This window comes from Leifsonia tongyongensis, assembly GCF_010686705.1.
Lineage (GTDB): Bacteria > Actinomycetota > Actinomycetes > Actinomycetales > Microbacteriaceae > Diaminobutyricibacter > Diaminobutyricibacter tongyongensis.
On the sequence record NZ_JAAGWY010000002.1, the window covers coordinates 256,700 to 272,165 of the forward strand.

The 15,466-nt window shown below is 67.6% G+C and carries 22 protein-coding genes; 13 read left to right on the forward strand and 9 right to left on the reverse strand.

Translation table 11 applies throughout. From position 1 onward, the window contains the following. Window positions 1–20 precede the first annotated feature (20 nt). The 6 genes from G3T36_RS09195 to G3T36_RS09220 are packed head-to-tail and all read left to right on the forward strand — an operon-like array spanning window position 21 to window position 5,115. Window positions 21–1,097, forward strand: a complete 1,077-nt coding sequence (locus G3T36_RS09195) for a polyprenyl synthetase family protein (RefSeq protein WP_240148423.1) — start codon at window positions 21–23, stop codon at window positions 1,095–1,097. Then, window positions 1,094–2,008 carry a squalene/phytoene synthase family protein gene (locus G3T36_RS09200; protein ID WP_163289505.1) on the forward strand — a complete coding sequence of 305 codons (915 nt, stop codon included), beginning with the start codon at window positions 1,094–1,096 and terminating at the stop codon, window positions 2,006–2,008. The genes G3T36_RS09195 and G3T36_RS09200 overlap by 4 nt, the downstream gene beginning before the upstream one ends. Next, complete coding sequence (gene crtI / locus G3T36_RS09205; RefSeq protein WP_163289506.1) at window positions 2,005–3,597, forward strand: phytoene desaturase family protein; 1,593 nt, start codon at window positions 2,005–2,007, stop codon at window positions 3,595–3,597. Before G3T36_RS09200 ends, crtI begins: the two co-directional genes overlap by 4 nt. Continuing rightward, complete coding sequence (locus G3T36_RS09210; RefSeq protein ID WP_163289507.1) at window positions 3,594–3,920, forward strand: lycopene cyclase domain-containing protein; 327 nt, start codon at window positions 3,594–3,596, stop codon at window positions 3,918–3,920. Before crtI ends, G3T36_RS09210 begins: the two co-directional genes overlap by 4 nt. Then, window positions 3,917–4,237, forward strand: coding sequence for a lycopene cyclase domain-containing protein (locus G3T36_RS09215; RefSeq protein WP_163289508.1), 321 nt, complete (start codon window positions 3,917–3,919; stop codon window positions 4,235–4,237). The genes G3T36_RS09210 and G3T36_RS09215 overlap by 4 nt, the downstream gene beginning before the upstream one ends. Continuing rightward, complete coding sequence (locus tag G3T36_RS09220; protein ID WP_163289509.1) at window positions 4,234–5,115, forward strand: prenyltransferase; 882 nt, start codon at window positions 4,234–4,236, stop codon at window positions 5,113–5,115. Before G3T36_RS09215 ends, G3T36_RS09220 begins: the two co-directional genes overlap by 4 nt. On the opposite strand, the gene G3T36_RS09225 is transcribed toward G3T36_RS09220, so the two are convergent. The 4 genes from G3T36_RS09225 to G3T36_RS09240 form a co-directional block, all read right to left on the reverse strand. After that, complete coding sequence (locus G3T36_RS09225; protein WP_163289510.1) at window positions 5,105–5,914, reverse strand: alpha/beta fold hydrolase; 810 nt, start codon at window positions 5,912–5,914, stop codon at window positions 5,105–5,107. The two genes, G3T36_RS09220 and G3T36_RS09225, sit on opposite strands and share 11 nt — an antisense overlap. Continuing rightward, window positions 5,911–6,405 carry an SRPBCC family protein gene (locus tag G3T36_RS09230; protein WP_163289511.1) on the reverse strand — a complete coding sequence of 165 codons (495 nt, stop codon included), beginning with the start codon at window positions 6,403–6,405 and terminating at the stop codon, window positions 5,911–5,913. Before G3T36_RS09230 ends, G3T36_RS09225 begins: the two co-directional genes overlap by 4 nt. Then, window positions 6,402–6,779 (reverse strand): ArsR/SmtB family transcription factor, encoded by a 378-nt coding sequence (locus tag G3T36_RS09235; RefSeq protein WP_163289512.1) that lies wholly within the window; start codon window positions 6,777–6,779, stop codon window positions 6,402–6,404. The genes G3T36_RS09230 and G3T36_RS09235 overlap by 4 nt, the downstream gene beginning before the upstream one ends. Before the next feature lie 87 nt (window positions 6,780–6,866). Next, a complete protein-coding gene (locus G3T36_RS09240; RefSeq protein ID WP_163289513.1) occupies window positions 6,867–7,238 on the reverse strand; it encodes a glyoxalase superfamily protein in 372 nt (123 codons plus the stop codon). 217 nt (window positions 7,239–7,455) lie between these two features. On the opposite strand from G3T36_RS09240, the gene G3T36_RS09245 reads away from it, so the two are divergent. Both G3T36_RS09245 and G3T36_RS09250 read left to right on the forward strand, forming a co-directional pair. Continuing rightward, entirely contained in the window at window positions 7,456–8,403 is a 948-nt protein-coding gene (locus G3T36_RS09245) for a nuclease-related domain-containing protein (protein ID WP_163289514.1), read from the forward strand. 82 nt (window positions 8,404–8,485) lie between these two features. Next, window positions 8,486–8,878 carry a VOC family protein gene (locus G3T36_RS09250; RefSeq protein WP_163289515.1) on the forward strand — a complete coding sequence of 131 codons (393 nt, stop codon included), beginning with the start codon at window positions 8,486–8,488 and terminating at the stop codon, window positions 8,876–8,878. A 3-nt stretch (window positions 8,879–8,881) separates the two neighbouring features. On the opposite strand, the gene G3T36_RS09255 is transcribed toward G3T36_RS09250, so the two are convergent. From G3T36_RS09255 to G3T36_RS09265, 3 genes are read right to left on the reverse strand one after another with little or no spacing between them, the layout of a single operon-like run. Further along, window positions 8,882–9,724 (reverse strand): DUF72 domain-containing protein, encoded by an 843-nt coding sequence (locus tag G3T36_RS09255; protein WP_163289516.1) that lies wholly within the window; start codon window positions 9,722–9,724, stop codon window positions 8,882–8,884. Continuing rightward, on the reverse strand, window positions 9,721–10,104 hold the full coding sequence (locus tag G3T36_RS09260; protein WP_163290268.1) for an RNA-binding S4 domain-containing protein: 384 nt from the start codon (window positions 10,102–10,104) through the stop codon (window positions 9,721–9,723). The genes G3T36_RS09255 and G3T36_RS09260 overlap by 4 nt, the downstream gene beginning before the upstream one ends. After that, a complete protein-coding gene (locus tag G3T36_RS09265) occupies window positions 10,101–10,547 on the reverse strand; it encodes a hypothetical protein (protein WP_163289517.1) in 447 nt (148 codons plus the stop codon). The genes G3T36_RS09260 and G3T36_RS09265 overlap by 4 nt, the downstream gene beginning before the upstream one ends. Before the next feature lie 72 nt (window positions 10,548–10,619). On the opposite strand from G3T36_RS09265, the gene G3T36_RS09270 reads away from it, so the two are divergent. Then, on the forward strand, window positions 10,620–11,132 hold the full coding sequence (locus G3T36_RS09270) for a hypothetical protein (RefSeq protein ID WP_163289518.1): 513 nt from the start codon (window positions 10,620–10,622) through the stop codon (window positions 11,130–11,132). Here the strand turns inward: G3T36_RS09270 and G3T36_RS09275 are convergent. Continuing rightward, the gene (locus tag G3T36_RS09275; RefSeq protein ID WP_163289519.1) at window positions 11,048–11,887 is read right to left on the reverse strand and encodes a DUF1295 domain-containing protein; all 840 of its coding nucleotides are present in this window, start codon (window positions 11,885–11,887) and stop codon (window positions 11,048–11,050) included. The genes G3T36_RS09270 and G3T36_RS09275 overlap by 85 nt on opposite strands. A 43-nt stretch (window positions 11,888–11,930) precedes the next feature. Between G3T36_RS09275 and G3T36_RS09280 the strand changes: the two genes are divergently transcribed. From G3T36_RS09280 to G3T36_RS09295, 4 genes are all read left to right on the forward strand, one after another. Further along, window positions 11,931–12,566 (forward strand): CDP-alcohol phosphatidyltransferase family protein, encoded by a 636-nt coding sequence (locus G3T36_RS09280; RefSeq protein WP_163289520.1) that lies wholly within the window; start codon window positions 11,931–11,933, stop codon window positions 12,564–12,566. 34 nt (window positions 12,567–12,600) lie between these two features. After that, entirely contained in the window at window positions 12,601–13,077 is a 477-nt protein-coding gene (locus tag G3T36_RS09285) for an FHA domain-containing protein (protein WP_163290269.1), read from the forward strand. A 35-nt stretch (window positions 13,078–13,112) separates the two neighbouring features. Continuing rightward, window positions 13,113–13,811 carry a transcriptional regulator FtsR gene (gene ftsR / locus G3T36_RS09290; RefSeq protein WP_163289521.1) on the forward strand — a complete coding sequence of 233 codons (699 nt, stop codon included), beginning with the start codon at window positions 13,113–13,115 and terminating at the stop codon, window positions 13,809–13,811. Window positions 13,812–13,931: 120 nt separating this feature from the next. Next, window positions 13,932–14,480 carry a MerR family transcriptional regulator gene (locus G3T36_RS09295; RefSeq protein WP_163289522.1) on the forward strand — a complete coding sequence of 183 codons (549 nt, stop codon included), beginning with the start codon at window positions 13,932–13,934 and terminating at the stop codon, window positions 14,478–14,480. A gap of 164 nt (window positions 14,481–14,644) precedes the next feature. On the opposite strand, the gene G3T36_RS09300 is transcribed toward G3T36_RS09295, so the two are convergent. Then, a complete protein-coding gene (locus tag G3T36_RS09300; protein ID WP_163289523.1) occupies window positions 14,645–15,451 on the reverse strand; it encodes an AAA family ATPase in 807 nt (268 codons plus the stop codon). Window positions 15,452–15,466: the final 15 nt, after the last annotated feature.

Here is a 15,466-nt window from a genome sequence, read left to right on the forward strand (position 1 = left end):
CTAGCTAAAGGATGGTGACGATGATGGCGATGACCCAGATCGAGTCTCCGGCCCGGCCCGACCTGATGGTCGACGTCGAGCACCGCATCCGGTCATTCTTCGCCGGCCGCCTTGACGATGCGGCCCATTACGGGAGTGAGTACGAGCACCTCTGGCAGGCTGCCTCGCGTGCGAGCGCGGGCGGCAAGCGACTGCGCCCCATGCTGGTTCTCGTCGCGCACGGCGGGGTGCACGGGTCGGATGCGGCGCAAGCGGTCGAGCTCGCCGTCGCGTTCGAACTGCTGCACACGGCTTTCCTCCTGCACGACGATGTGATCGACGGCGACGAGGTCAGGCGCGGCGTGCCGAACGTGGTCGGAGAATTCGGCCTGGATGCACGCCGCCGGGCGATCAGTGAGGCGAGAGCCGAACAGTGGGGGCGAACCGCTGCGATCCTGGCGGGCGATCTGCTCATTCACTATTCGCAGTCGCTGGTCGCCCGGCTCGACGTCGATCGCGACACCCGAATCGCCCTGCTCGACGTGCTCGACCGGGGTGTCTTCGTGACGGCCGCGGGCGAACTCGCCGATGTGTCGTACAGCGTCGGCGTGACCGAGCCACGGCTGACGGATGCGCTCGACATGACCGAGCGCAAGACCGCGGCGTACTCGTTCGAGGCGCCGCTGATCGCGGGGGCGATCCTGGGCGGCGCCGATCGAGAGTGCATCCGCGCCCTGGGGGAGTACGGCAGGCTGCTCGGTGTCGCCTTCCAGCTGGGGGACGACCTTCTCGGCACGTTCGGCGCAGAGGGCGTCACGGGCAAGAGCGTCGTCAACGATCTCCGCGAAGGGAAAGAGACGCCCCTCGTCTCATTTGCACGCGCGACCGACGAGTGGGCTCGCGTCGACGATCTGTTCGGCAGACCGGACCTCAGTCCGAAGGAGGCCGACAGGCTCCGTTCGGCGCTCGAGCTCTGCGGCGCCCGCGCCTTCGTCGAGTCCCTCGTCGCCGATCACGTCCGCGATGCGGTCGCCGCACTCGACGTCGCCGCCGTTCCGGCCGGGCTCGCGTCCCAGCTCGAAGGGTTCGCTGGCACCTGCATCGGGAGGGCCTCGTGACGCGCGAAGCTGCATCCGCAGCGGTCACGACGGTCGAGCATCCGACCGACCTCGCCCTGTACCGCCGGGCCGCCCACGCGAGCTCGGCGCGCGTCATCCACGAGTACTCGACCTCGTTCAGTATGGCCACCCGCCTACTCGCGCCGAGCGTGCGTCCCCAGGTCGAGGACATCTACGCGCTCGTCCGGATCGCCGACGAGATCGTCGACGGCGCAGCGGAAGAGGCCGGAGTCGATCTCGCGGGCCGACGCGATCTGCTCGACCAGCTCGAAGCGGACACTGAGAAGGCGATACGCAGCGGGTACAGCACGAACCTGGTCGTGCACGCCTTCGCGACGACTGCGCGGCAGGTCGGAATCGGGACCGATCTGACCGCGCCGTTCTTCCGGTCCATGCGGCGCGACCTCAGCCCGGTCGACTTCTCGGCCGACGAACTCGCCGCCTACATCTACGGTTCGGCCGAGGTGATCGGGCTGATGTGCCTGCGCGCCTTCCTCGCCGAGCAGCCGGTCGACGACGCCTGCAGGGCGCGGCTCGAGTCGGGCGCCAGGCAACTGGGTGCGGCCTTCCAGAAGATCAACTTCCTCCGCGACCTCGCTGTCGACTGGACGGAGCTCGGGCGCAACTACTTTCCCGGAATCGACCCTGCGCGCCTGACGGAGCGCCAGAAGCTCGACCTCGTCGTCGACATCGACGCGGACCTCGGCGCCGCGGCAGAGGCGATCCCTGAGCTGCCGGAGAACTGCCGGCGTGCGATCGTCGCCGTGTACGGATTGTTCGCAGAACTCAGCGACCGCATCCGTGCGACCCCGGCACGCTCACTGGCCGTCACCCGGGTGAGCGTGCCGACGCGAACGAAACTGGCCATCCTTGTCCGCGCCACCGCCGGGTGGGGCGGGGGAGCGCGGTGACACCGACCGTCCCAGCCGGCCGGGGCGATCGCGTGGTCGTGATCGGCGCGGGGATCGCCGGGCTTGCGACAGCGGCGCTCCTGTCCAGGGAGGGCTACCGTGTGACGGTCGTCGAGGCCCGGGACGAGGTCGGCGGGCGCGCGGGCTCGTGGGAGCGCGACGGTTTCCGCTTCGAAACAGGACCATCGTGGTACCTGATGCCCGACGTGTTCGACCACTTCTTCCGGCTTCTCGGCACGAACACCCGCGAACAACTCGACCTGGTGCGACTCGACCCGGGGTACCGGGTCTTCTTCGAGGGGGAGGCCGAGCCGCTTGAGATCACGGCCGACCTCGTGAGGAACCTCGCAGCCTTCGAGCGCATCGAGCCGGGCGCGAGCGCGGCCCTCTCCCGCTATCTGCGGAGTGCCCGCGAGACGTACCGGATGGCCGTCGACCGCTTCCTGTACAGCACCTTCGCATCCTTCCGCCCGCTGCTGACCAGGGACGTGCTCGCACGCGCCCCGAGGCTCGGGCGGCTGCTCCTCGAGCCGCTCGACCGATTCATCGGGCGCTACGTCAGCGACCGCAGGCTGCAGCAGGTGCTCGGCTACCCGGCCGTCTTCCTGGGAACCTCGCCGTTCGACGCGCCCAGCATGTATCACCTGATGAGCTTCCTCGACCTCGAGGACGGTGTGCTGTACCCCCGTGGCGGGTTCGTCGCTCTCATCGACAGGGTGAGGGCGCTTGCAGAGGCCGGAGGCGCCGAGATCGTGACGGGCGCGCGGGTGACGGCCATCGCATCCGCCGTGCTCACGGTCGGTGACGACCGTCCGCGGGTGGTCGGTGTCGATGTGACGGATGCGATCGGCTCGCGTCGCATTCCGGCCGAGGTCGTCGTCTCGGCCGCCGACCTGCACCACACCGAGACGGCACTGCTTCCGCTCGAGCACCGCACGTATCCGCAGCGCTGGTGGGATTCCCGTGTCTCCGGCCCTGGCGCCGTGCTCGTGCTGCTCGGCGTCGGCGGAGACCTCCCCGGGCTGGCCCACCACAGTCTCTTCTTCACGAAGGACTGGCGCGGGGATTTCCGCCGGATCTTCGGTGACCCGTCGTCCGTCCCGGAGCCCGCCTCGCTGTACGTCTGCCGGCCGAGCGCGACGGATGCAGGCGTCGCACCCGACGGCGCCCAGAACCTCTTCGTCCTCGTGCCGGTACCCGCCGACCCCGCGATCGGGCACGGCGGTCTCGACGGGGGCGGGTCGCTGCAGGTGGAGGCCATCGCCGACGCGGCTATCGACCAGGTGGCGGCCTGGGCGCGGATCCCCGACCTCCGGGACCGCATCGTCCTGCGCCGCACGATCGGCCCGGCGGACTTCGAGCGCGACCTCAACGCGTGGAAGGGCGGCGCGCTCGGGCCTGCGCACACCCTGCGGCAGAGCGCGTTCCTGCGGGGACGCAACGCCTCGGCGCGCGTCGCGGGCCTCTACTACGCGGGTGGAAGCACGACTCCGGGAATCGGGTTGCCGATGTGCCTTATCAGCGCCGAACTCGTGGTGAAACGGCTGCGCGGCGACACGTCGACCGGACCACTCGCGGAGCCGTTGTGAGCATCCTCTACCTTCTCAGCCTGCTCGGCGCGCTCGGTTGCATGGTGCTGCTCGACCGGCGCTTCCGCCTGTTCTTCTGGCGAGACGCCTGGCGCGCCACCGTGGTCGGCGTGATCGGGCTGGTGTTCTTCGTCGTCTGGGATCTCCTCGGCATAGCTCTGGGCATCTTCGCCCGGGGCGAGGCGCCCATCAGCACCGGCGTCCTAATCGCCCCCGAACTGCCGATCGAGGAGCTCTTCTTCCTCGCGTTCCTCTGCTATCTCACGATGATCCTGATCGCGGGCGCGCGGCTCGTGCTCGACCGGGGGAGGCGCCGCCCATGACGTATGGCCTGCTTGCTGCCGGTTTCCTCGCGATCGCAGTCGTGACCCTCCTCGGCGCGCTAACGCGGGCGGTCGACCGCCGGGAGCTCATCCGGCGCTGGCGCGCGCCTGCCGCGATCGCTGCGTTCGTGCTCATCGCGCTGACCGTCGTGTTCGACAACCTGATGATCGCCGCTGGACTGATGCGGTACGCGAGCCCGGAGGTCTCCGGCCCGGCGATCGGCCTGATGCCGGCGCTCGATCTCGCCTATCCGGTCGCCGCAGTCATCCTCCTGCCCGCACTGTGGCTGCTCTTCCGGCGAAAGGGCGACGGATGACCGACACGGCAGTCCCGCACCTCACGCGCCAATTACTGCTCGCTTCGCGCCCCCTCAGCTGGATCAACACGGCCTTTCCTTTCGCCGCCGCCTACCTCCTGGCGACAGGCGAGGTCGACGCGACCTTCGTCGTGGGCACTCTCTATTTCCTCATCCCGTACAACCTCGCGCTGTACGGGATCAATGACGTCTTCGATTTCGAGTCCGACCAGCGCAACCCGCGCAAGGGCGGCGTTGAGGGCGCGGTTCTCGATCGCCGGATGCACCGCAGAGTGCTCGTCGCAGCCGCGCTGCTCAACCTTCCATTCCTTGTCTGGCTCGTCGCGGTGGGGTCGCCGCTCTCGTGGCTCGTGCTGGCGTTCAGCCTGTTCGCGCTGCTCGCCTATTCTGTGCCCGGCCTGCGTTTCAAGGAGGTGCCGTTCGTCGACTCCGTGACGTCGAGCATCCATTTCGTGAGCCCCGCCGTCTACGGCCTCGTTCTCGCCGGCGCCGTCTTCACGCCCCAGCTCTGGTCACTGCTCGCGGCGTTCCTTCTCTGGGGGATCGGCAGTCACGCCTTCGGTGCCGTTCAGGATGTGGTGCCGGACCGCGCGGGCGGGCTCGCTTCGATCGCCACGGTGCTGGGTGCCCGGCGAACTGTGCGCTTCGCCGTCGCGGCCTGGGCGCTCGCCGGGCTGGCAATGCTGGCGACCGCCTGGCCAGGACCTCTCGCGGCCTTTCTCGCTGTTCCGTACATCCTCGCGGCCACACCGTACTGGTCGGTGAGCGACGCCGATTCCGAACGTGCGAACGGCGGGTGGAGGCGTTTCCTCGTGATCAACTATGCGTGCGGTTTCGCGGTCACCCTGCTGCTCATCTGGTTCTCGTTCAGTCGGTGAAGAACGCCTCGAGCTGCGGCGCGATCGCCTTCTCCGACACTTGGTGGGTCTGCCCCTCCAGCACCTCGAACCGCGACCCAGGGATCGCGGCAGCGACCGCCTTCTGAGCGTCGCGCATCGGCGGTGCCGCCTTTCCTCCGACCATCACGAGGGTCGGCACGACGATGGACCCGAAACGCTCCGCCGGCACCGTGAACGAGCCCATGACCCTCAGGTCGTACGGCAGGGTCGGCGCGACGGCCTTCATCTGGTTCCACACTTTCGGCATCGCCCGCATCATCACAGGGACGAAAGCCGGCGCCCCGACCATCGGGACGAGGAAGTAGCTGACCGCCGCGCCGCGCTTGTCCGCCGCGATCAGCGACTCCATGTGTGCGAGGTGGTCGACGGCGGGGTCCTTCCACCGCGCGGCGACGTACGGCGCTTCGTAGGTCGCAAGCCGGCGCATCCGCACCCCAGCCGCGGCGGCTTCGAGCGCGATGCCCGCGCCGGACGAAATGCCGTACACGTACGCGTCGCCGCCGGCGGCGGTGATGACGGCCTGCAGGTCCTCGATCTCCCGCAGCGGACTGTAGGGAAGGGTGTTCCCGCTCTCGCCCCGCCCGCGCCGGTCGTAGGCGAAGACCGTGTACCGTTCGGCAAGAGCCGCAGCGAGCGGCCGGGACGGACCGAAGGCGCGGTGGCAGAGGGCGCCGTCGACCAGGACGACGGCGGGCCCGGCACCAATGCGTTCGAAGGCGATCGGAGTCCCGTCGGCCGATGTGGTGGTCTCGGTCACCAGCGTGGTCTGGTCGGTCATCGCGTCTCTCCTGTCTCGGTGGCCGCCCGAGCGGCCAATATGTTGTCGATCTTGTCGAACGATTCGAGCCAGCCCGTTTCGGTGGCGTGCCGCATCTCGGGGCTGAACGGGCCCTGGTGGAGCGTTATGCGTGTGCGGTCCCCGTGATCGTGGAACTCTATGCGGAGTGTCACCGCGTCGAGGTCAACCGGCCCGGATTCGGCGGACACCTCGATCACGATCAGTTCGGGCTCCACGAACTCGACGATCGTTCCGCGCATGGGGAACGGGCCGTGGCCGGCGTTGTCCACCATCACAAGCTCCCAGCGTCCGCCGACGCGGGGCTCGACGACGACGCTGTCGAGTGGCACGGAGATCCCGGCCGGTCCGAACCAGCTCGCGAGGTGTTCCGGCTCGGTGAAGAACCGGAAGACCAGTTCGCGGGGCGCATTGAACGCCCGGGTGATGTAGACGTCGGTGTCGGCCACCTCGCTCGGCCTGCTGTCGGTCATCGTTCGTTCCCTTCCTCTTCGTTCGATTCGTCGTCGGCCGCCCCCTGCGCGCTGTTCGCCTGGTAGGAGGCGAGGGCGGCGTCGAGCTTGTCGAAACCGCTGTTCCAGAAGTGCTTGTACCGCTCCATCCACATCGTCGCCTCCCTCAGCGGCTCGGCTTCGAGGTGGCTGAGGCGGGAGGTCGCGACGCGCGTGCGGGACACGAGCCCGGCGCCTTCGAGCACCTTGAGGTGTTTCGAGATGGCAGGCTGGCTGACCGCGAAGGGCTCGGCCAGTTCGGCGACGTTGGCGTCGCCGTCCATGAGTCGCAGGAGGATCTCACGGCGTGTGGGGTCCGCAAGAGCGCCGAAGACGGCGCTGAGCTGATCTGCCATATCCATAACCAATCGGTTTTATAACTGATATGGCAAATATACAGCTCAGCGCCGCCGTGTCAAGACCGTCGTGTCACATCCGTCCTGTCACGACTGCGGAACGAGTTCCTGCAGCGTCCAGCGGTTGCCATCCGGATCCGAGAACGTGACGAACCTGCCCCACGGCTGCGGGTCGACATCGCTCGCATCGACGCCGTTCGCCACGAGGTGCGCGCGTGCCTCCTCAGCATTCGGGATGACCACCTGGATGCCGCGCTGCGAGCCCGGCTCCATGTCGCTGAGGCCCCGGCCGAACGCGATCGAGCACGCCGACCCTGGGGGAGTCAGCTGCACGAAACGAAGCTCGTCGCTGACGGTCTGGTCGAAGTCGGCGTTGAACCCGACCTGGTCGACGTAGAACGCCTTCGCGCGGTCGACGTCGGTGACGGGGACGAAGATGAGCTCGATCTTCCAGTTCATGACAATCCTTCTCTCGCTTGGGATCGCAAACCGTTTCGCGATCCGTCCTACTCTCTGTTTCCAGCCTAGGAACCATTGCGGTCACTTTCTGGCCGCAATGCGCCATGACGCTGGAGGGTCGCTCACAGCCAGTTGGAGGCGGACTCCGAGCCACCACCCGGTATCGTCATAATGCGGCCTCATGGCCGACCACGACCGAGAAAGACCCGCACGCAGCATGAGCGAGAGCCCAGCGTCGCCGACCCCGTATGAGGTGCTCGGCGTCAGCGCGTCGGCGAGCCACGACGAGTTGCGTCGTGCCTATCGCCGCCTGCTCCGGGAGACGCATCCGGACACCGGCGGAAGCGCTGTCCGCTTCACCGAGGTGCAGCGCGCCTGGGAACTGGTCGGGGACCCGGCCGACCGCGCCGCCTTCGACCGTGGGGAGAGCATCCCGGATAGCGCTGGCGCCACGTCGGGAGGCAGCGCCGGCCATGGCTTCAGCGCCACCTTCACGGCCCCGTCGCCGCGCGGCACCGCCGTCCGGGCCCGCACCTACGGTCACCCGGGAGGCCAGGCCCGCGAACACTACCTTCGCCTCATGCGCGAATGGGTCGGACGTGGCGCAGAGCTCTCCGACCCGTACGACCCGCGACTCGTGCGATCAGCTCCCCGGGAGATCCGCGCACTGCTCGCCAAAGCACTCGCAGAAGAGGCGACCGCACGGGCCGTTGCGGGACTCGGCATCGGCTTCACCGTGTGGAACGATGTCGCCGTGCATCCGAAGTCGAGCTCGAAACTCGACCATGTCGTGCTCGGTCCCGCCGGCCTGTTCGCCGTCCGCAGTGAAGACTGGGGCTCCGAGGTCAAGCTCTCGAAGGGCGACATCGTCGGAGCGGGCATCGCCGACGATGAGGAGCCCTTCCACGAGCTCCAGCGTGACGCCAAGACCTTCTCGCGCTACGTCGGCGTGCGCTTCACCGGGCTGATCATCGTGGTACCCGACTCGGCTCTCGCTGTGCCCTACGACCGCATCCAGCGCGGACGTCTCGCCGGAGCGCTCCTGGTGCGGCGATCGCTCCTCCCGAACGTGCTGCGCACGGGAGCGACCGGTGCGGAACGCGAAAGCGTCGACCGCGTGTTCGACCTGCGCACCCGGCTGCAGGAAGGCATCCGCTTCGTCTGAGTTCCGCCGCCGGAGCGCGAACGCATCCGCAGGGGTAGCGTGAGGGCGTGCGGCAGACGGCCGCACAGCGAAGGAGTTCAGCATGTTCTCACCGGTTCGCGCATTCAGCGGATTCAGCGTCGACGACGTCGCCGCTGCGAAGGCGTTCTACGGGGAAACCCTGGGACTCGACGCGTCGGACGGGGCGATGGGCAACCTCCAGCTCGCATTGCCTGGCGGCGGGGGCACCGTGTTCGTCTACCCGAAGCCCAATCATGAGCCGGCCAGTTTCACGGTTCTCAACTTCGTCGTCGATGACATCGACGCCGCCGTCGACGAGCTCAACGCGCGCGGTGTGGTTACGAAGATCTACGACGACGGGGCGTTCCCGACCGACGAGAAGGGCATCGCGCGCGGCAAGGCGGCGGGCCAGGGTCCGGACATCGCCTGGTTCCGCGATCCGGCGGGCAACGTGCTCTCCGTCCTGCAGGACTGAGGCCTACGCTCCGGCCAAGCGCTCTCGCAGCGCCATCGCGTCGACCGGGGCCCTGACCTTCGTGTCGTTGTCGAAGTAGACGTACACGTCGCGCCCCACGCCGTCGGGGCATGCCGATCCGTCGACCCACCCTCGGATGTCGTGCGCCCACGCGTCCAGTGCGGCCGGAGTGTAGCCGCTCGTGTACAGTTCCTCGTCGCCGTGGAGCCGCAGGTACATGAAGTCCGTGGTGACCTCGCGGAGCAACGGCCAGCGGCCGGCGGTGTCCGCGACGACGATCGCAATGCCGTAGGACCGCGCCAGCTCGGTGAACGCGTCGTCGACGAAGCTCTCGTTCCTCACCTCGATCGTGTGACGCAGCGGCCGGTCCGTGGTGACCGCCGTCCAGGTCCGCCCCTCGTCGAGCGTCGAGGTTCGGCCGAGAGCCGCCGCCTCCATCGCGGTGCGCGGCAGCGCGGCGAAGAAGGAGTCGACCAGCGCCCTGTCGAAGGGCAGGTTCGGCGGCAGCTGCCAGAGCAGTGGGCCGAGCTTGTCACCCAGGGTCAGGAGTCCGGATGCGAAGAAGCTGCTGAGCGCCTCCGTCGGGTTCTGCAGGCGCCGGATGTGGGTGACGTACCGGCCGCCCTTGATGGAGAACACGAAGTCCTCGGGCGTCTCCTCCGCCCAGCGACGGTAGCTCGCCGGCTTCTGCAGCGCATAGAAACTACCGTTCAGCTCGATGGAGTCCATCCGCTCGGCCGCATAGCGGAGCTCGTTCTTGTGTGCGAGACCCTTCGGGTAGAAGGTGGAGCGCCACGGCGCGTACGTCCAGCCGGAGATCCCGACCCTTGCACGCGCCCCGGTCACGATCCGTGACCTCGCAGACGGTCGAGGACGCGCCGGTCGCGCTTCGTCGGGCGCCCCGCACCGCGTTCACGGATGACCGCGGCGGGCACCTCGACCGGAGTGGCCGGCTTCGGCGTGAGGTCATCGAAGCACTCGACGGCGACGGATGCACCGACCCGTTTGACGATCAGCCTGCGGACGGTGACGATGCGCTCGACCCCCGACTCCCGCACCCGCACCTCGTCGCCGATGCGCACCGGCTGTGCCGGTTTCGCTTTGTCGCCGTTGACCCTCACGTGACCGCCGCGGCAGGCGGCTGCGGCGAGCGAGCGCGTCTTGAACAGGCGCACCGCCCACGTCCAGCTGTCGACCCGCACGCTCACGGGAACCTGCCCGCTCATCGGGCGTCGGCCAGCTGCGTCTTCCACTTCACGAGGCTGCGTACCGTGCGGCTCGCGTCGTTCGCCAGCCGCTCCATGACGTCTTCGGGAACGAAATAGTTGACCGCCACCCACCCGCGCACGGTCTCCGAGCTGTCGTCTGCGAGCATCCGGAGGACGTCGCACGGCGTCGACTCGTTGCGGGCCAGGCAGGCCCTGACCCCTTCGTCAGGGTCGGACGCCAGCGCCAGGAAGACGTCGTCCGGGGTGTTGTAGCTGCTCGCGACGGATTCGCGGATCTTCGGATTCTCGTGGACTGCGAGCAGCCGGAGGCGGCGGAGCTTGCCCTCGGTGACCGGGGGAGAGGGATGCAGGGCAGCGGCCTCTTCCGGCGTGAGCATCGCGGGCGCCTGCTCGCGCATGGCCTGCCGCTGGGCCGGTGTGTTGAAGCGGATGCACGACATCCTTCAACGCTACGCGCTCGCCACCGACACCGCAGTCAGGAGACGGCATGTCGCACGGGTTATCGTCGAAGCATGGAAAACCTGTTGGCGAAGCTCGACCGGATCGCCGGAGGACGCCACGCCGATTACACGATCGCCCCCGAGGCGCGCGACGATCCGCGCACCAGGCGGTCGTTTGTCGTCATCACCTGGCTGCTCGTCGCGGAGTTCGTGCTCGGGGTGACGGCCGTGGCCATCGCGGCCGTCCTCCAGCTGACCGGGCACCCCGTCCAGTGGGCGGTATGGATGCGCTCCGCCGTCGTCCTCGGAATGACCGTCACACTCTTCTATTTCGCCTGGCGCGCACAGAAGGGCTACTACTGGGCGTATTCGCGGCTCCGGCTCTTCAGCAAGATCTTCCCGATCGTCACGCTGGTGATCGCCGCGATCCCGGGGCTGTACCCGCTCTGGATGGTGACGGAGCAGATCATCTTCAGCCTCATCCTGATCGGCGTCGCCGACTATCTCGACTCCGACCACATGCGCTCGGCGTTCCCGCGGCCAGCGCGACGGAACCAGGGAACGACCGCAGACGTACTGCGCTGATAGTCGGCGTATTCGGGGTAGCGCGACAGGGTGATGCTCTCCGTGAAGATGGTCGACCCGACGAAGAGGCCGGTCAGCAGCACCGCGCCGATGACGGTCCATTGAAGCAGCGACCCGGCCGCGATCGCGCCGAAGAGGAACACCACCCACCACTGAGCCTGCTCGAAGAAGAAGTTGGGGTGACGCGAGAACCGGAAGAGGCCGGTCTGCACGAAACGCGGGTTCGGCGTCAGGCCCGCCGCGACCTCGGCCTTCTTCCACGTCTGGAAGTTCCATTGCTCCTGGTCGGCAACCGTCTCACCCACGAGGAAGGCAAGGAAGACGACGGCAGCGAGCACGTCGAGGACGGCCAGCGGTGTGCGGTGCTGGTAGGCCGTCCAGGCGGGCAGGGTGATCAGCAGCAACAGGATGTTCTGGTAGATCACGATGAAGAACAGGTTGAACAGAGCGAACTGCCCGGTGGACATCCGGCCGCGCAGCGTCTCCCAGCGGTAGTCCTCGCCTCCCGGGGCGTAGCCGCCCTTGCGGGCGAAGTTGAAGGTCAGGCGGATGCCCCAGAGCGTCACGAGCGTCGCCATCAGGTTGAGCCGCGCATCCGCCAGCCCCGCTGATCCTGCGAACACCCACACGTATGCGACGGGCACGATCGACCAGATGCGGTCGACCCAGGAGTGCTCGGTGGTGATCAGCGAGAGGATCCAGGTGAGGGCGCAGACGCCCCCCAGGATCCACAGGCACACGAAGATGGGGTCCACGGCTGAATCCTAGTGGGCGTCGGGATAACTAGACTCGAACGCTGTGGAAGGAAACGGTGCGACTCATGTGAGCTCGCGGGTGTTCACGCTGCCGAACATCCTGAGCTTCTTCCGTCTTGCGCTCGTCCCGGTCTTCCTCGCCTTCATCATCGTCGGCGAGGATGCCCTGGCGCTGCTGGTGCTGATCGCGTCCAGCATCACCGATTTCCTCGACGGCTACCTCGCCCGGCGGCTCAACCAGGTGTCCAGGCTGGGGCAGCTCCTCGACCCTGCCGCCGACCGGCTCTACATATTCGCGGCACTGATCGGCCTGGCGTGGCGCGACGTGCTGCCATGGTGGCTGGTGGCGGTCATCCTCGCGCGCGATGTGATGCTGGCCGTCCTGGGCGTCATCCTCGCCAACCACGGCTACGGTCCGCTGCCCGTCCACCATCTCGGAAAGGTCGCGACGTTCTGCCTGTTCGTGGCCTTACCCCTCCTCATGTTGGGGGAGGCGTTCGATGCTGTCGCACCGATATCGTTACCTCTCGGATGGGCGTTCGCACTCTGGGGCGCATTCCTCTATTGGTGGGCCGGAATCGTATACATCGGGGAAACTCGTCGAGTAATACGCCTTCCGGCCGATTCCGACGGGGGACCATCCGATACGCTGGAAGGAGAGGAGGTCGACGGTGCCTGACGAGAACAACCCCCAAGACGAACCGGAGAACAACATGCCGGAGAACGAGCCCGCGAACCCCCTGCGCGAACCATCCCGGGGAAACGAGGACACGACCGCGCGCTTCGGCGAAGAATTCGTGTCGCAGATGTACCCGGTCGACGGCGACGTCTCGATCGAAGAGCAGGATGCGATCGCCGCCCTGCCCTCCGGATCGGCGCTCCTCATCGTCCGGCGCGGCCCGAACACCGGCGCGCGGTTCCTTCTCGACGCCGACATCACGACGGCGGGCCGCCACCCTGACGCCGACATCTTCCTCGACGACGTCACGGTCTCGCGCCGACATGCCGAGTTCACCCGTCGCGGCACGGCGTTCGAGGTCAAAGACCTCGGATCGCTGAACGGCACGTACTACGACGGCGTCCGGATCGAGGCTGCGCTCCTCGCCGACACGGCTGAGGTGCAGATCGGCAAGTTCCGCCTCACGTTCTACGCGTCCAGGCACGACCTCGCCGCTTCGGCGTCCAAGTAGATGCGCTCCGCGCTGATGGCAGCGGGAACACACTAGTGGAGCGGCAAGCCGCTCAGGCTCGCACTGCTGGGCAGGCCTTGCTCAGCATCGGTCAGGTTCTCGCTCACCTGACTCCCGAGTTCCCTGACCTCTCGTCGTCGAAGCTGCGCTTCCTGGAGGAACGCGGGCTGGTCGCGCCGGCACGCACAGCGTCCGGTTATCGCAAGTTCTCACCGGGCGACGTCGAGCGCCTGCGGATCATCCTCGCCATGCAGCGAGACCACTACCTTCCGCTGAAGGTGATCCGCGCGTACCTGGACGATCTGGATGCCGGACTCTCGCCGGTCATCCCGGGCGCGTCCACCGCATCCGGCCCCTCCATGCTCGCCACCGGCCGTCGTTTCAAGAAGGCCGACCTCCTGCGCGAGGCGGGCGCCTCGAACGCACTTCTGCAGGATGCGGTCTCGGCGTCGCTCATCATTCCCGCCGAGGTCTACGGCGAAGACTCACTCGGCGTGCTGAAAGCACTCGTCGAACTGCAGAAATGCGGCATCGAGCCGCGTCACCTTCGTGGTTTCCGCGCGGCAGCAGACCGTGAACTGGGGCTCATCGAGAGCGCGCTCGTGCCGATCGTGCGACGTAACGAGGTGTCCGGTCGCGCCCAGGCTGCGGAACTCGCACGCGAGATCGCAGGCCAGCTCGAGGTCGTCCGCGAGAGTCTCATCCGTTCGGCCATCGGGCGGCTGATTCCGTGACCGACTTCGACACGCCGGGACGGTTTCACCGAATGTCATTGATAGCGACCCTGAGCATGGGTACCGTGGATGGAGCGCCGTCGAACCGGCGCGGTCCAGTCCGGGGTGAGAGGCAAACGAATGAGTGAACTCAGTCGAAACAACGACTCGCCCAAGTACGACCTCGGTCTGCTGTTCACGGACGGGCTCCCGGAGATGGATGACACCTCCGGCTACCGCGGCGCCGTCGCCGCGCGCGCGGCCGGAATCAGCTACCGCCAGCTCGACTACTGGGCGCGAACGGGTCTCGTCGAGCCCACCGTGCGCGGTGCGGCCGGGTCCGGTTCGCAGCGCCTGTACGGATTCCGCGACATCCTCGTGCTCAAGCTCGTCAAGCGACTCCTCGACACCGGCATCTCGCTTCAGCAGATCCGGACCGCTGTCGACCAGCTCCGTCAGGCCGGCGTCAACGACCTGGCGCAGACGACTCTCATGAGCGACGGGGCCAGCGTGTACCTGTGCACGTCGGACGACGAGGTCATCGACCTCGTCAGCCGCGGGCAGGGTGTGTTCGGCATCGCCGTCGGCAAGGTGCTGCGCGAGGTCGAGAGCAGCCTGGTCGAACTCGACACCCAGACGGTCGACCCGATGGACGAGCTCGCCGCGCGCCGCGTGGTCAAGGCGTCCTGACCGCTCGCGTCGCGTGCGCCGCATCTCGCCTGCCGAGGTCCTACTTCGCACGAGTTGCGCGCGAGCGCACTAGTACAACAGGGTGCACTCGGGCTTAACGAGCGCGGCGGGCTTCGCGAGCACAGCTCGCTCGGCAAACCGGGTGAAATCGCGATGCGATTTCTCTAAACCTGGTTTGCATACTCCCCGATGCGGGCGGTGCGCAGCACGCGCTCCAGCAGCAGGTCGAAGTTGTGCGCCATCTCCTGCGCGCTCTCGCCCGGCCAGACATGGAGCGGCTTGGCCGCACCCTGCGCCTGCTGGAGCGAGGTGCGCTCAGGCAGCTGCGGGCTGAGTACGAGCGGCCCGAACATGTCGCGCAGTTCCTTGATACGGAACTGGTGCTCCAACGACTGCACCCGAGCGCGATTGACGATGATGCCGAGCGGCTGCAGTCGCGGCGACAGCCCGCGGCGGATCTCCTCGATCGCACGCAGCGCGCGGTCGGCGGCGGCAACGGAGAAGAGACCGGGCTCGGTGACGACGGTTACCCGGTCGCTGGCCGCCCAGGCGGTGCGCGTGAGCGCATTGAGCGACGGCGCGCAGTCGATGAGCACGAGGTCGTAGTCGTGTTCGACGTTGGCGAGTGCCTCTTCGAGCTTCCAGATGTCGCGGATGCTCGGATGCGGCCCGTCGAAGTTGATGGCCGACGGCGATCCGATCATGACGTCGATCTTGCCCGTGCGGCCTTTGGTCCACCCGCTCGGGGCGATGGCGGCGCGGACGATCTTCTCTTTCGGCGACGCGAGGACGTCGGCCACGTTGAGGTGACCGGCGACGGAGATGTCCATGCCGGTCGAGACGTCGGACTGCGGGTCCAGGTCGACCACGAGCGTGCGCAACCCTTTCGCGAATGCCGCGGAAGCGAGGCCCAGCGTCACCGTTGTCTTACCGACACCACCTTTGAGGGAACTAACGCTGAGTACATGCACAAACAGCTACGTTAC